This window comes from Maricaulis salignorans (assembly GCF_900103475.1).
GTDB classification, from domain to species: Bacteria; Pseudomonadota; Alphaproteobacteria; order Caulobacterales; family Maricaulaceae; genus Maricaulis; species Maricaulis salignorans.
On record NZ_FNHG01000014.1, the window covers coordinates 1 to 14,473 of the forward strand.

General features: G+C 63.2%; 15 protein-coding genes. 5 read left to right on the forward strand and 10 right to left on the reverse strand.

Features of this window, described 5'->3' with window-relative positions; genetic code table 11:
* On the forward strand, positions 1–353 hold a 353-nt coding region (locus BLT42_RS10875), incomplete at its 5' end, for a transposase (protein WP_176780335.1).
* Here BLT42_RS10875 and BLT42_RS10880 read toward each other — a convergent pair.
* From BLT42_RS10880 to BLT42_RS10920, 9 genes are all read right to left on the reverse strand, one after another.
* Positions 350–1,399 carry a DUF4760 domain-containing protein gene (locus tag BLT42_RS10880; protein ID WP_143024114.1) on the reverse strand — a complete coding sequence of 350 codons (1,050 nt, stop codon included), beginning with the start codon at positions 1,397–1,399 and terminating at the stop codon, positions 350–352. The two genes, BLT42_RS10875 and BLT42_RS10880, sit on opposite strands and share 4 nt — an antisense overlap.
* A gap of 27 nt (positions 1,400–1,426) precedes the next feature.
* Positions 1,427–2,542, reverse strand: a complete 1,116-nt coding sequence (locus BLT42_RS10885; protein ID WP_091770691.1) for a hypothetical protein — start codon at positions 2,540–2,542, stop codon at positions 1,427–1,429.
* A 156-nt stretch (positions 2,543–2,698) separates the two neighbouring features.
* Positions 2,699–3,136, reverse strand: coding sequence for an arsenate reductase (glutaredoxin) (gene arsC / locus BLT42_RS10890; RefSeq protein ID WP_091770693.1), 438 nt, complete (start codon positions 3,134–3,136; stop codon positions 2,699–2,701).
* The gene (arsB, locus tag BLT42_RS10895; RefSeq protein WP_091770825.1) at positions 3,133–4,161 is read right to left on the reverse strand and encodes an ACR3 family arsenite efflux transporter; all 1,029 of its coding nucleotides are present in this window, start codon (positions 4,159–4,161) and stop codon (positions 3,133–3,135) included. The genes arsC and arsB overlap by 4 nt, the downstream gene beginning before the upstream one ends.
* Positions 4,161–4,634 carry an ArsI/CadI family heavy metal resistance metalloenzyme gene (locus BLT42_RS10900; protein WP_091770695.1) on the reverse strand — a complete coding sequence of 158 codons (474 nt, stop codon included), beginning with the start codon at positions 4,632–4,634 and terminating at the stop codon, positions 4,161–4,163. Before BLT42_RS10900 ends, arsB begins: the two co-directional genes overlap by 1 nt.
* A complete protein-coding gene (locus BLT42_RS10905) occupies positions 4,631–4,993 on the reverse strand; it encodes an ArsR/SmtB family transcription factor (RefSeq protein ID WP_091770697.1) in 363 nt (120 codons plus the stop codon). Before BLT42_RS10905 ends, BLT42_RS10900 begins: the two co-directional genes overlap by 4 nt.
* Positions 4,994–5,040: 47 nt before the next feature.
* A complete protein-coding gene (locus BLT42_RS10910) occupies positions 5,041–5,379 on the reverse strand; it encodes a DUF983 domain-containing protein (protein ID WP_091770699.1) in 339 nt (112 codons plus the stop codon).
* On the reverse strand, positions 5,372–7,108 hold the full coding sequence (locus BLT42_RS10915; protein ID WP_091770701.1) for a SulP family inorganic anion transporter: 1,737 nt from the start codon (positions 7,106–7,108) through the stop codon (positions 5,372–5,374). The genes BLT42_RS10910 and BLT42_RS10915 overlap by 8 nt, the downstream gene beginning before the upstream one ends.
* 64 nt (positions 7,109–7,172) lie before the next feature.
* The gene (locus tag BLT42_RS10920; protein ID WP_091770703.1) at positions 7,173–7,448 is read right to left on the reverse strand and encodes a helix-turn-helix domain-containing protein; all 276 of its coding nucleotides are present in this window, start codon (positions 7,446–7,448) and stop codon (positions 7,173–7,175) included.
* Between the two features lie 175 nt (positions 7,449–7,623).
* Here BLT42_RS10920 and BLT42_RS10925 point away from each other — a divergent pair, with 175 nt between their 5' ends.
* From BLT42_RS10925 to BLT42_RS10935, 3 genes are all read left to right on the forward strand, one after another.
* Complete coding sequence (locus BLT42_RS10925) at positions 7,624–8,199, forward strand: hypothetical protein (protein WP_091770705.1); 576 nt, start codon at positions 7,624–7,626, stop codon at positions 8,197–8,199.
* 238 nt (positions 8,200–8,437) lie between these two features.
* The gene (locus BLT42_RS10930) at positions 8,438–9,106 is read left to right on the forward strand and encodes a hypothetical protein (protein WP_091770707.1); all 669 of its coding nucleotides are present in this window, start codon (positions 8,438–8,440) and stop codon (positions 9,104–9,106) included.
* Positions 9,096–9,953, forward strand: a complete 858-nt coding sequence (locus BLT42_RS10935; RefSeq protein WP_091770709.1) for a hypothetical protein — start codon at positions 9,096–9,098, stop codon at positions 9,951–9,953. The genes BLT42_RS10930 and BLT42_RS10935 overlap by 11 nt, the downstream gene beginning before the upstream one ends.
* A 298-nt stretch (positions 9,954–10,251) precedes the next feature.
* Here BLT42_RS10935 and BLT42_RS10940 read toward each other — a convergent pair whose 3' ends face one another.
* A complete protein-coding gene (locus BLT42_RS10940; RefSeq protein WP_091770711.1) occupies positions 10,252–12,318 on the reverse strand; it encodes an amidohydrolase family protein in 2,067 nt (688 codons plus the stop codon).
* A gap of 241 nt (positions 12,319–12,559) precedes the next feature.
* On the opposite strand from BLT42_RS10940, the gene BLT42_RS10945 reads away from it, so the two are divergent.
* Complete coding sequence (locus tag BLT42_RS10945; RefSeq protein WP_091770713.1) at positions 12,560–14,434, forward strand: cation:proton antiporter domain-containing protein; 1,875 nt, start codon at positions 12,560–12,562, stop codon at positions 14,432–14,434.
* The last annotated feature ends 39 nt before the right edge of the window (positions 14,435–14,473 follow it).

Consider the following 14,473-nt stretch of genomic DNA (forward strand, 5'->3'; position numbering starts at 1 on the left):
TGCTGATCACACCCGGCCAGGCCTCGGACAAAACGATTGCGCCCCAACTCCTCGGTGCCTTGCCGCCCGGATGTGTGATCGCCGACCGAGGTTATGACAGCATGGCGCTCGTGAATTTTGTCCGGGACCGCGGCGGCGAGGCGCATATCCCCACCCAGAGCCGGGTTCGCATCCAGCGCAGCGTCCCTCCGAGCCTTTACCGTCAGCGCAATCTGGTCGAGCGCTTCTTCTGCAAACTCAAACAGTTCCGCCGCATCGCCACACGCTTCGAAAAACACGCCGACAATTTCATGGCCGCCCTCGCGCTCGCCTCAGCCCGAATTTGGATGCGCGCAATTGAGTCCACGCCCTAGGCGTCGTCGATTTCGGCGAGGCCGCCATATTTGAATCCGGACGCGGGCTGGGGTGTCGGCTCCGTCGGTTTGCGCAATCGGCGCGGGTCGATCCGTCTGTAGGGATGGAGGTCTGAATTGATGCGGGATTTGTCATCCATTCGCATGATCAGCCAGATGAAATTCTCCCACATGTCATTGCCGCGCCGGTAATGGTTCTTCCCGCGCCGGTGCGGTGGATTCTCCGTCGCTGCGGACTGGTAGATAATGACGTAGAACAGGGTGTTGAAATACAGCATGAGGCGGCGGCGGCGCTGTCGCTGGATGATGTCGAAATCAAAGATGCCGACACGAATGCTGATCGCGACATGTTCGAGATAGCCGAGGAAGTACCGGCAGACTTCGCGAAATGTGTATTCCTTGCCCTCGACAATGACGGTCGGGGCGTTTTCCCAGAGGTCTTTGACCGCGGCCAACGAAAAGGTGAGGTCCCCGATTCCATCCACGCCTTCATGATGCTGTTCCGCTATGAAGGCTTTGAGAGCGCTGGCATAATTGCGATGGCGCTCATTCGAGTTGATGTGACTCAAATGTTCGATGGCGGCGACATGCCGGGTCTTCAGCGCGTTGACATAATTGGTATATAGCCAGCCGGCACTCGCCATGATCGCGCTGATCAGAATGAAAATCGGTCCGAGATTGCTGGTATTGAGGGCGGCGTGGCGGATCAGGTCCACGATGGCAAAGCCGAGGACGATCGTTTGCGGGTAGGCGATCAGGATCAGATTGCGCAGCAACCGCAATTGCAGCGAGATCGGCTTCTCCGCAGTGCGGAAATGATAGGCGGTCTGATGATCGCTGGCCGTCAGGTCGATCCAGACGGTCGCAACAGCGATGGCGAAGGGCAGAACCAGCGCCGCGGCCATGACCGCCTGCCAGGTCTGCAAAGTCATTCCGGTGCTCTCGCCGCAGAAAAGCAGAAATAGAACCAGCAGAATGACGCCGGAAATCAGCGCAGTATAGCCCGTGATCGCGGCCATTGCCCGGCCTGATAATTCAAATGTCATCCGCCTCCCCCGAGGTTTCAGGTCCACTCAGCTATTGCGCTGGCCCCCATTGAACCGGCTCGCGCTGATCGTGCGCACAAAGCTCTCCACCATGTCGGATATGTCGTCGAAATAATTCCCGGTTGCTGCGGACTCATCCTCGACCAGTTTGGCAAATTTCTCGGTCCAGATGTCGCCGGGGAACCAGTGGAGGATCGCCCAGGAATAGATCAGTGCCGGGATCGCCACGAGGGCAGCGATGACACGGAACAGATCCGTGTGGACCGCCAGGCTGCCATCGGGCGCCGCGTAAAGGCTGACCGCAATCGTGAAACAGACATAGGTCCCGATGGCGATCTTCGCGCCCAGCGAGATGATATGAAACATCTTGATCGTGAAGCGCGCCTTCCAGCCCACAGTGGTCGCGTACCGGTCGAGATATTCCGAGCGCTTCGAGCACCAGAGGGCGATTTTTGTCCAGAGACTGGCCCGCTTTGCCCAATTATCGCTTTCCAGCAGGGCGTTGCGCGTACACTTGTCCATCCGGGACATGATGTCGTCGTAGCGGGACTTGACCTTGTAGGCGAATTTCTCGCCATTGATTTCAATCTCGCGCTTGAACAGGGCGCGAATGACAACACGCAGGCCGGCGAAGACCACCAGCCCAAACGCGGCGTAGGCGTAGACGAGTTCGCTATTGCTGCCCACGCCCGGGAGCTGGGCCATCAGCTCGACCAGTACGCCCCAGACCAGCAGGTTCTGCATCTCGGGATAGCCGGCATGAATGGTTGAGCTCAGCACGACCATCAGGATGACATAGGCCAGAAAAGTACTGACGCGCATCAGGCCATAGCCGACCTGGACGTCAGCAATGGCCTTGTCCGCGATGTCGTGGATGTCATTGTCGGACGGGAAATCATCGCGCATTGCCTTGCGCAATTGGCGCGAAAACGGAGCGATATGGTCACCGCCAACGCCGAAATGGGCGCGCCCGATCAGCGCGTCGACCTGTTCCAGCTCGGCGGCGCCCTCGAACTCGAATCCGAGCCCGTTGTCAGGTGTTGTCTCGACCTCTTGCGGCTCGGCCGTGACCTCCGCCGCCGCCACCTCGTTTTCGGGTGCAGTCTCCCCTGGACCGGGCGTGTCCTCGTCCGTCTCCGCCATTTCGATTTCCCCCACACGGCCTGCTCGAGGCCGGCCGACATTGTTCGACCGCATCGGGAAAAGATCAACCCCTTGTTGTAATGCTTCACGAAGCTGCGTGTAGGTGCCTGTTCGGGTTGAGTAATTCTGACCCGGCCGGCACGCTGCGAGGCGGGATCAGCCCGGGTGAGAGGGCGTGGCGGCGCGCTGGCCGGCGGCGTCGATGATGATCTCGCCATCCTCCTTGGCGAAGGGGCCTTGTGGCCAGCGTTCGAGCAGATCGAGTACGGTTTCGCTGGGGCGGCAGAGCCGGACGCCTTTTTGTGAGCAGACGATAGGGCGGTTCACCAGCACCGGATGCTCGAGCATGGCCTCGAGGATGCGCGCATCACTGATGCCGGGCTCGAGCAGGCCGAGCTCGGCGGCGGGCGATTTGGTTTCGCGCAGGGCGCTGCGCGGTGTCAGCCCGGCGGCGGCGAACAGGGCGAGCAATTGCGGCCGCGTCCAGCCCTGTTCGAGGTAATCGATCACCACGGGCGTATAGCCGGCGGCCTCGATCGTGCGCAGCACATTGCGCGAGGTGGCGCAGGCCGGGTTGTGATGGATGACGATCATGGATTGGCTCCGGGGAAACGGGCGCGCGTCGCATTGGCAATGGCGACCAGGGACAGCATGACCGGCACCTCCACCAGCACGCCGACCACAGTCGCCAGTGCCGCGCCGGAATTCAATCCGAACAGGCTGATCGAGACGGCAACGGCGAGCTCGAAGAAGTTCGAGGTCGAGATCATCGCACAGGGGGCGGCCACCGCATGGGGCAGTTTCCAGGCCCAGGCAGCGCCATAGGCGAGCGCGAAGATGGCATAGGATTGCACGATGATCGGCACCGCGATCAGGGCGATGATCAATGGCCGCGACAGGATGACCTGCCCCTGGAAGCCGAACAGCAGCACCACGGTTGCCAGCAGGGCCATGACCGAGGCCGGTTTGATCCGGTCGGTGAAGGCACTCACGGCTGCCGGTCCGCCGCGGCGGATCAGGACGCGCCGTGTCAGCATGCCGGCGATCAGCGGGATGACGACATAGAGCCCGACCGAGAGGAGCAGGGTTTCCCAGGGCACGGCGATATCGGTGACGCCGAGCAGCAGCGCGACGATCGGTGCGAAGGCGAATACCATGATGGCGTCATTGACGCTGACCTGGACCAGTGTGTAGGCGGCATCGCCGCGGGTCAGCTGCGACCAGACGAAGACCATGGCGGTGCACGGTGCGGCGCCCAGCAGGATCAGGCCGGCGAGATAGCCCTGCGCATCGGCGGGCGGGATCAGTCCGGCGAAGACATGCTTGAAGAAGAGGACGCCGAGCGCGGCCATGGTGAAGGGCTTGATCAGCCAGTTGACCGCCAGGGTAATGACCAGGCCCTTGGGCTGTTTGCCGACTTCTTTCACACTGGCCAGATCAATGCCGATCATCATCGGCCAGACCATCGCCCAGATCAGCAGCGCGACGGGCAGATTGACGTGGGCGATTTCCAGCCCGGCGAGGGCGCCCAGCAGGTCCGGCATGAGCTGGCCCAGCCCGATCCCGACCGCAATGGCGATCGCGACCCAGGCGGTGAGATAGCGTTCGAACAATCCCATCAGCAGCACGCGCCCTCGCGCTTGACCGACGGGGTGCAGCAGGCCTGCGTGCCAGTGTCGGCGACAGCGGAGGGGGGCAGGTCGCTGGCGGCAGCGGCGCCGCCATAATCGACCGCCTCGCCGGTGGTGTGGAAGACTTCCCAGGCGACGCCGCTGGGATCATGGACCCAGCTTTTCTCCGATTTGGCGTAGCAGCAGGTCGTCTCACCCTCTTCGAGCACGGCCGCATCGGCTTTTGCCAGGCGTTGATAGACTTCAGCCAGTTCCTCGCCGCTCTCGACCTGGATGCCGAGATGCTCGACGCCGGTCTTGGCGCCGCGGGCGCTTATGGCGAAATTGACGCGCGGATCCTCGAGCATCCATTTGGCGTAGTCGGGTTTTTCAACCGAGGGCGCGGTGGCGAACAGGGTGGAATAGAAGCCGATCGAACCGGGCAGGTCATCGACAGCGACGTGGATGTGCAGGCGTTTCATGAGCAGGCTCCCTTGGATGGGGTTGAACAGGCGATGCGATCAGTGACGCCGGCCAGTGGCGCGCAGATACCGGCATCGCCCTGGCAGCAATCCTCGACCAGATAGACGATGAGCTCGCCCATTTGTTCGAAGGCGGCGGTGTAGATGATGGAGCGGCCATCGCGGCGGCTATCGACCAGGCCGGCATTGGCCAGCACGGTCAGCTGGGCCGAGAGTGTGTTGGGGGCGATCTCGAGCTGGCGCGCAATTTCGCCCGCCGCCAGGCCCGACTTGCCCGCTTTCACGAGCAGGCGGAAGACCGCCAGGCGATTGGCCTGGGCCAGGGCGGAGAGACGAAGCAGGGCGGTTGAAGTTTCCATACTTCAACGATTATGGAAACGAAGGGCCGTGTCAAGCGGGATCTGCGTCAGGGGCGGGCCATGATCCACAGCACGGCGATGAAGACACCCTTCACCCGCGGCAGGGCAACCAGCACTATGCCGAACGCGCCCAGCAGGAGCAGGGGCAGGGTGAGCCAGATCGGCGCGCCGCTCATCGATACCATGAAAGCAATCGGCACCAGGAAAGGGCCCAGCCCGAGAATCGTCCAGGCGGCCGGCCCGTCCTCGGCGCGGATCTCACCGAGCGGTTCGCCGCAGGCCGCACACACCGCGACCGGTTTGAGATAGCGGCGATAGAGCGCGCCCTTGCCACAGGCCGGACAGTGCAGATTGAAGGCGCGCCAGATCGGCAGGAGCTTATTCATTGCGCGCGTCGATCCGGGCCCGCGCCGCCGTCATGGCCTGCGCCAGAGCCGGTTCATAGCTGACCAGGGGCCTGGTGATTTCGAGCGCAACCAGCTTGTGCTGCACGATGTCCGAGGCACCCGAGATGATCACCGGAAGGCCGCGCTTCCGGGCCCGGTGCGCCAGGCCCAAAATCATGTGGGCCGCGGTTGAATCGACGAAGGGCACGGCGGCGAAATCAATGATCAGGACGCGGTGCGTGTCGGCGATGCGTTCCAGCACCGAGCCGATCGAGGCGGCGGCGCCGAAGAAGAAGGCTCCGCTGATGCGGTAGACCAGGATTTCCGCATCCTGCTCGGCCGGCCCCGCCCTGGCGTCGGCCGGAGCGGTGATGCGGTCGGGCTTGTCTTCATCGACGAAGGGCGTCCAGCTCTCGATCGCCGTGGTTTGCGACATGCGGTGGATGAAGACGACCGAGCCGATGGCAAAACCGACGACAATGGCTTCGGTCAGATCGCGGAAAATCGTCAGGCCGAAGGTCGCCAGCAGAATGAGCGCATCGGCGCGCGAAGCCCGCAGCAGGATCATGAAGGCGCGTTTCTCCACCATATTCCACGCCACCAGGGCCAGGACGCCGGCGAGGCAGGCGAGCGGAATGAAGCTGGCCAGCGGCGCCACGATCAGGATGAAGAGCAGCAGAAATCCGGCATGCATGATGCCGGCGACCGGCCCATGCGCTCCGGCGCGGACATTGGTCGCGGTGCGGGCAATCGTGCCGGTGACACAGATCCCGCCAAACAGGGCCGCACCGATATTGGCGACGCCCTGGGCCACCAGTTCGCTATTGGAGCGGTGATGCCGCCCGGTCATGCCGTCGGCGACGACCGCGGAGAGCAGGGATTCAATTGAACCGAGCAGGGCAAAGGCAATCGCGCTCGGCAGCAGGGCGATCAAGCGCGGTCCCGACATCTCCGGCAGGGAGGGCCAGGGCAGGCTGGAGGGGATGCCGCCGAAGCGCGAGCCGATGGTCTCCAGCGGCAGGTTGAACGCGGCGGTCGCGCCAGCGGCAAGGGCGACCGCGATCAGCATGCCCGGCCAGTGCGGCCGCCAGCGCCGGATACCGAGAATGACCAGCACGGTGGCGGCCGAGACGGCGATGGTCAGCGCATCCGTCGTCGGCAGGGCATTCCACAGCACCGGGAGTTTTTCGAGCAGCGGGCCGGGTTCCGGCTCGGCGAGTTGCAGGCCGAGCAATTCCTTGACCTGACTGGCGAAAATGATGACGGCGATGCCCGCCGTGAAACCGACCGTGACCGGGTAGGGGATGAATTTGATATAGGTGCCCAGTTTGAGAAAGCCGATCCCCATCAGGATCAGTCCGGCCATCATTGTCGCCAGGATCAGCCCGTCCATGCCGAAGGTCTGCGCGGTCGTTGCCATCAATACGATGAAAGCCCCGGCCGGGCCGCCAATCTGAAAACGGCTGCCACCAAGCAGGGAGACGAAGAAACCGCCGATGATCGCCGTGATAATGCCCTGGGCCGGCGAGGCGCCGGCGGCAATCGCGATCGCCATCGAGAGCGGCAGGGCCACAATCGCCACCGTCAGCCCGGCAACTGCATCGCTGCGCAGATGCGCGAGCGTATAACCCTCGCGCAATACGGTGATCAGCTTGGGCATGAACAGCTCGCCCAGCGCGGGGGCGGGCGGTGTTTCGGGCGTGATCGTCTTTTCAGTCGTCTTGGTCATGTCCACCTGCCTTGGTCAGGCGGCGGGATCGTCGGCATTTGTCGGCGGTCGCCGTCGCGAAAATCTAGTCTGTCGTTGAAGTCTCATCGGCCGGGGGCGCCTTGAGCCGGACGCCGCGCCCCGTGCCCTGGCTGGGTGCCTGCTCGCCGATCAGCTCGACCCCGAGCCCGTCGAGCGCCTCGACCACACGCACCAGCGATCCGACCACGCCGCGCACATTGCCATCACTGGCCTCCATGCGCTGGATGGTCGGCACCGATACGCCGGCCGCAGCGGCCAGGGTTTTCTGGTCGATTCCGAGCAAGGCGCGGGCCGCGCGCATCTGGGCTGAGGTGATCATGGGGATAATCCTGAGGTCTGAACCTAGCATATACATTGATTATGATATTTCAAACATCATTATTGCTGGTTTTTCTTGGGGTCGGGACGATATCGCCTTCGGGCCTTGCCCAATCGGCCGGCCTCGCTCAAGCTCCGGCGATCAATCAGGTTTTTCTGGAAAGAGGGGGTGACACATGTTGAAGGTTTTGAGGTCTGCAAAGGGGCTGCCAGCGAGCGCGCTTCTGGTCGCGACACTGGTCCTGGCGTCTTGCGGTGGCGAGGCCGATCCAAATTCTCCGGCTGCGGACGAGGCTGCGCCTGCGGCCAGTGACACCGTTGAAGCGGCAGACGTGCCGGCGGCCGATACGCCAGAGCCACAGGCCGAAACGCCACAGCCGGAAGCCCAACAAGCGGCAGATCCCCTCAAAGGGGCCGCCCCGGCCAGCTCTCCGGCACAATCCATTACCGCAGCCCAGCCCGCCTATGTCGGCACCTGGGGCAATGACCTGGCCCAGTGCGCCATCGCGCAGGAGTATGAGCAACCGCCTATGATCATGCGCGCTGACGGGTTTGATCAGCACGAGGCGCATTGCGAATTTGGCACCGTCACCGAAACCGGCCCTGCGCAGTGGCACGTGACCGGACAGTGCAGCGTGGAGGGTGATGAACAGCCGCTCGACTATAATATGGCGATCGTCGACGGAAATCTGCAGCACTGGTCCGGCGACGCCCGCAAGGATGCCTGGACGCTGGTGAGGTGCCCGGACTAGGCCCCGGGACAATTTGGGCTGCCTCACCCGCTCTTTTGGTGTGGGGTAGCCCGGTGGCGTTACCAGGAAACGATCAAAAGACGGGCCGGCTGCGGCCCCGGCGCCAAAGCAGACGGCGGGAGATTCGCCCTGCGTCCAGCGAGCGGTCTTTGGCGGTGCGGTAGACAGAAACGCGACATTATCTTAGAGTGCATTGACGGCATCAATCAACCTGCGGGTTGGATGAATGGAGCCAGCAATGACGGATTCAGAAGCGTCCAGTGCCAGATCGAGGGACGCCTGGCAGCGGGATATCCTGCCGTTCGCCAAGCGGGGTCTCATTGTTCTTGGTGCCACGGTTGTCGTTGGGCTCGTCTTGGCCGGATGGGGTATGTACTCGATCATCACCCAGGGCTCCGCCGGGACGCGGGAGCTCACAGACACCTACGTGCAGATAGCCACGAGCGATGATCAGTTTGATGCCGTGCGTGCGGGCTCAACGCTCGGGGCTTACCAGGCGGCACGTCGGCATGATTTCGCGCGAGCATCGCTACTGACGCGCGACACGCTTCGGCTGGCCGGCTTCCTGATTGGCGCCGCGCTCACATTTGTTGGGTCGATCTTCATCCTCGCTCAGATTGGCGACAGCACTGAGTCCAACCTGGGGGCGGCCGCGGGGGGATATCAGTTGACCTTGGCGACGTCGTCCCCCGGGTTATTCACGATGACGTTGGGTTCGCTCATAATCGGGTTTTCCCTGCTCATACATACCCCAATCGAGGTGAATGATGCTGGCATCGAGGCGTCCTCGAGAGGCGAGCCGACGACAGAGTCCGGCGAGGCGGCGCAACAGAACGTCGAGGGCGGTGTGGCTCCTTTTTCCAATATAACGCCACAGGATGTTTCGGGAGAGACCGATGGCGGCTAACCGATCCATTCAACGCGCCCTCTTGCACCTGATGATATTCTGTGTGGTCGCAATCGGCGCAGACGGATTTGCTGATGCGACCTGCAAGGACCTCAATGATCTGCGCGAGGTGATTGATCGGTTGGACGTGCCGACCGAAACCGACACAATGGCACTGTACGCGGTCCATGAAATATATCTCAGGCTGGCAGGCCCTCTCGGCGGGTGTGGGAATGACAGTGAAGCCGCCGACCGGATTTCCAGATCCACCAGCCGAGCCCCTCAGTTGGCACCCCGCGTGCTGGCACAGCTTTGCCGCGACCGGCCTTCGGTCTGCGGTGTCGAGAATGTGGTCGGTAGGCCCGATGGAGGGTTCAACACCGTGCGCATAGGCCCCACTGGCGCGTCGGCATCTATGCCCCCGGACTTTATTATGGCACGGATATCAGCCAATCTGGTTGAGCAAGCACCCAGCCTGACGGCCCCGCATAACGAACTGATCCTGGAAGCGGCCCGCGAGCATTGGGCTCAGACGGCCCACCTTGTTGATCGCCCTGTGTTCCAGCGGTATGGCGAGCAGGGGAATCCCCATTTGACCATTGTTTCTCCGACGGCAATCCGCGAGCAATTCTGGAATGGGCTTGATCAATCGGTGCGAGCAGTGGCGGAACGGGGCAACTTGCCAAGCGCGGACGTCAATCGTCTGGCAGGGGTGGGTGAGCTTGTGGCCAGGGACCTGCAGAGCAATGAATATCTGCCCGTTCTTCCAACGGTCAAAATCACTGACAGTATTGATATGACAAGAGCTTTATATAACTTTTCCGGGAACGCGCAGATGCTCGGCGACGCTGAGGCGGGGCCGTATTGATGGCGTGTTGTGTCGGGTGTTCGCCGCACATCCCGCACTAGCAGCGGGCTAGTGTGGAGTCGCGGCGCTCACTCATATGATGGCGAACAGGCCGCGATTGCGAGTGAGCTGTATCGAAACTGCGCCGGCCGGTGGGATGGGGACTTTGCTGAATGACGATAGCATCAAGCTTGCCCCCATCCCCCCAATAAGGCTGCGCCATGGCGCACAGCGTCTGACCGCATGGCGCCCCCAACCCGGTTCGCAGGAGGGCGAAAACCCTCCCCGGGAAGCCGACGCTGCGGTATTCGGGCAAGCCCTACTGCGCCATCATCACATTCGGCACCTCGGTAAACGGCCGAATTCCGAACTCCGGATAGATCTCGCTCGGGTAATAGATCACACCGTCGGAGGCGACCATGGAGATGGTCTTGATTGCGGCGAGGTCTGCGGTCGGATCGCCGGGAACGAGGAAGAAATCGGCCAGCATGCCGGGCTCGATGGCGCCGAGTTCGTCATCCACGCCGAGATATTCGGCCATGCCATGGCTGGCCCAGGCGAGGATTTCCGGGGCCGTCATACCGGTGCGCTGATACAGTTCCAGCTCACGGTGCAGGGTGAAGGAACCGCCCAGATCGGTGCCGGGCACGATGAAAACGCCGGCTTCGCGCATCATCGATACCGTGGCGAGGACCTGGTCGAAGGCGCCCCGATAATTGGCGTCATCCTCGGCATTGGCGATATCGGCCCAGGCGGCGCGGGCGCTGCGCTGCTCGTCGACCGGCATATGGTCGATATAATCGACGGCGCCGGGGGTGAGTTCGCCATTGCGTGACAACAGCAGGGCCTCATGGATCGCCAGGGTCGGATCAATCGCGACACCGCGTGCCGCCATCGCATTGATCGTGTTCTGCACCGGCTCGCTGGTGAGATCGAGCGCCGGCAGACGGCGCAGCGCGGTCAGCCGCAGGAGGGAACGCGTATCCTCGCCCTCTTCAAGCACCCAGCCGAGCATGACCTGGTTGATATGGGTCATCTCGTCATAACCGGCCGCAATCATGGCGTCGGCATTGGTGAAGGCGGGCACATGGCCGGCCACGCGCAGGCCACGCTCATGGGCACGTTCGATCATGGCCGGAACCCAGTCGGGATTCATCGAGTTATAGATCTTGATCTGGATGTATTGGCCGCTATCGGCATAGGTGTCGACGGCCGCTACGGCTTCTTCAAGGGTTTCAACGAGAATGCCGTTATTGGAGCTGAACGGACTGCGGCCTTCGATGAAGCCGCTGCGGAAGACGCGCGGTCCGGCCAGCTGGCCCGCTTCGATCCGGCCGATCAGGGCCGAGAGCACTTCGTTATTATTGCCCATATCGCGCACGCTGGTGACGCCGGCGGCAATATTGAGGAGGGCATCAGCCTCACCCATATGGCCATGCATTTCGAACAGGCCGGGCAGGAGGGATCCGCCGGCACCGTCGAGCTCGACCTCGCCGGCGCGCGTTGCGACATCAAGGGCATCAATCGCGGCAATGCGATCGCCCTCGATCACGACAGAGACCGGTGCACCGAGAGCCTGGCTTGCCGGGTCGAAGACGCGGACATTGCGGATACGGACCGGAGCGCCGTAATCATGCGCCGTGCGCGACTGGATATTCTCGAGGCGCGCGGCACCATAGGCGGCGGCGATGCCGCGCAGGCGTTCGTCCTCGGCTTCAAAACCGGTTTCCAGGATCGCGAAGCCGGGCGTGATCAGGCCGAAAAAGGCGCGGCCGTGCATCAGGATATAGGTCGGATCCAGGCTGGTGCCGGTCATGGCATAGCTGGTGACCGTCCGCGAGGCCTCGCCATTGCTGACGGGCAAGGTCTCGATTTCGTTCAGCTGCAGGGCGCCGCCAGGGATGGCGTTGAGAGCGGCGTCGCTCGTATCCATCAGGGCGCGCGCTGCGATCGCCAGCCAATAGGGGCTGGCATTCTGGGGCACGTAGAAGGCATCGCCCTCGATCACCGCTGCATCGCTGCCGGTGGCATCGGTCCAGCTGGCCTGGTCGTCCTCGAACTCAAAGCTTTCCGAGATCGGGTTGCCGAAGGTCGAGGCGCCTTCAATCGTCCAGTGGGTCGGCAGGCCGGCCGCGCTCAGGGCCACGGTTTCGGAGATGGTCGGGCCACGGCCATTATTGCGGTACTCGTATTCGACGCCATAGCCGGTCCCGGAGGCGGTGATTTCGAGCGCACCGATTTCGGTGCCGCCGACCAGGATGGTAAAGCGCGAGGCCTCGGTGGTGGCGGTCGCGGTTTCGCTGTCCGGCGTGGTGCCGGAATTGCCACAGGCGGCAAGGCTCGCGGCCAGCGCCAGCGCCAGGCCGAGTTTGGACGATGCATGCATGAGAACTTCCCCCGGATATCTTTGGACTTGTGCCCAGCACTAGCACCGAATCCCGGGGCTGTCAGCGCAGCGGGGCCGGGGGCTCGTCCCCGCCGGTGCGTGCTGTGCGATCATGTCGGCCGGGCCTCGCCCCGCGACCGACTGATAATAGTTGTAGTCGCAGCGCATTTTCGCCCGATTTCCAGAATTTTCCAATCCCCGCCCGATTGAGCTTTCGCCCGGGCGCGCGCACTGTGCCGCCATGGAATCATTTCTGCTGCAGGCGGCTATCTATCTCGGGGCCGGCGTCGTCGCTGTGCTGATCGCGCACCGGCTCGGGCTCGGCTCGGTGCTGGGCTATCTGCTGGCGGGGATCGCGATCGCGCCCCTGCTCGAACTGGTCGGCTCGCACACCGAGGACGTGCAGCATTTCGCCGAATTCGGTGTTGTTATCATGATGTTCCTGGTCGGGCTGGAATTGCAGCCACGCCTGCTCTGGGACATGCGGGTCAGGCTGATCGGGCTGGGCGGCATGCAGGTCGCGGTGACGGCCCTGACCCTGGCCGGCGGTCTTGCCCTGGGGATGGACTGGCGGGTCGCGATCGCACTGGGCATGATCCTGTCGCTCTCCTCGACCGCCATCGTGCTGCAAACGCTCGGCGAAAAGGGCTGGCTACGCAGCGAGGGCGGCCAGTCGGCCTTCTCGGTTCTGCTGTTCCAGGACGTTGCCGTGATCCCGATGCTGGCCCTGATGCCGCTGCTGGCTGTCAGCGCCGGCACAGGCGAAATGCCCATGGCCGGCGGCCCGCTCCTGGCCGATGCGGCTGACGCGCCGGCCGCGGATATCAGCCTGATCATGCACCTGCCCGCCTGGGGACAGGCATTGCTGACGCTCGGGGCCGTGGTCCTGGTGGTCCTGGTCGGCCGCTATCTGACCCGGCCGGTCTTTCGCGCCATCGGCCGCACCGGCCTGCACGAGATTTTCTTCGCCGCCTCGCTCCTGCTGGTGATGTCGATTGCCCTGCTGATGGGCTGGGTCGGCCTGTCGGCCGCGCTGGGGACTTTTTTGGCCGGCGTCGTGCTGGCCGACAGCGAATACCGCCACGAACTGGTCAGCGTGCTCGAGCCCTTCAAGGGGCTGTTGCTCGGGGTCTTCTTTATTACGGTCGGCGCGGGGATGCAGTTTTCCCTGCTGGCGCAGACGCCAGGGCTCATCCTCGGCCTGGTCCTGGCGCTGATCCTGGTGAAGGGCGTGATCCTGTGGGGGCTGACCCTGGTCTTCGGCATTCGCGGACACGCCCGCTGGCTCTTCACCTTCTCGCTGGCCCAGAGCGGTGAATTTGGCTTCGTCCTGCTGACCTATGCCGTCGGAGTGCAGGTCCTGCCCGATCATATCGCCAACATCACCGGCCTGGTTGTCGCGCTTTCGATGATGGCGACCCCGCTGGTCATGATCGTTTTCGAGCGCTGGGTCTCGCCGCATGTCTCGCCGCGCGGCGGAGCGTCCCGGCCGGCAGATCTGATTGAGGAAGAAGCGCCGGTCATCATCGCCGGTATGGGCCGTTTCGGTCAGATTGTTCAGAGGCTTCTGGTGATGGATGGTCACCGCCCGGTCGTGCTCGACAATTCGCCCGCCCATATCGAGGTGCTGCGCAAATTTGGTATCCAGGTCTATTATGGCGACGCGCTGCGCCCGGGTCTGCTGGAAGCGGCAGGGATTGCCAAGGCGCGCTTGCTGATCGTGGCGACCGACAGCCAGGAGCGGGCGGTCGAGCTCGTCCAGCACGTCAAACAGCGCTTTCCCCATATCCGCATCATCGCCCGAGCAGCGAGCCGGGAGCATGTCTATCAGCTGCGCGCGGCCGGTGCCGACAGTGCGATCCGCGAACTCTTCGGCTCATCGCTCGAGGCCGGGCGGCAGGCGCTGGAATTTCTCGGCCGCTCGCCGAGCCAGGCCGAGCGCAAGATCAAGGCTTTCGCCGAACATGATGAAGAAAGCCTGCGGCAACTCTTCGAGGTCTGGGATGCCGATACCGATGTGTTCGACAACGCTGCCTATATGGAGCGTGCTCATTCGCGGGTCGTTTCGCTTGCGGAGCTGATGGCGGAAGACGCCGAAGAGCGGCTCGAAAGCTGAGCCGACCGGCGCGCCGCGCCTTGTTTGGCGGGCTATTGG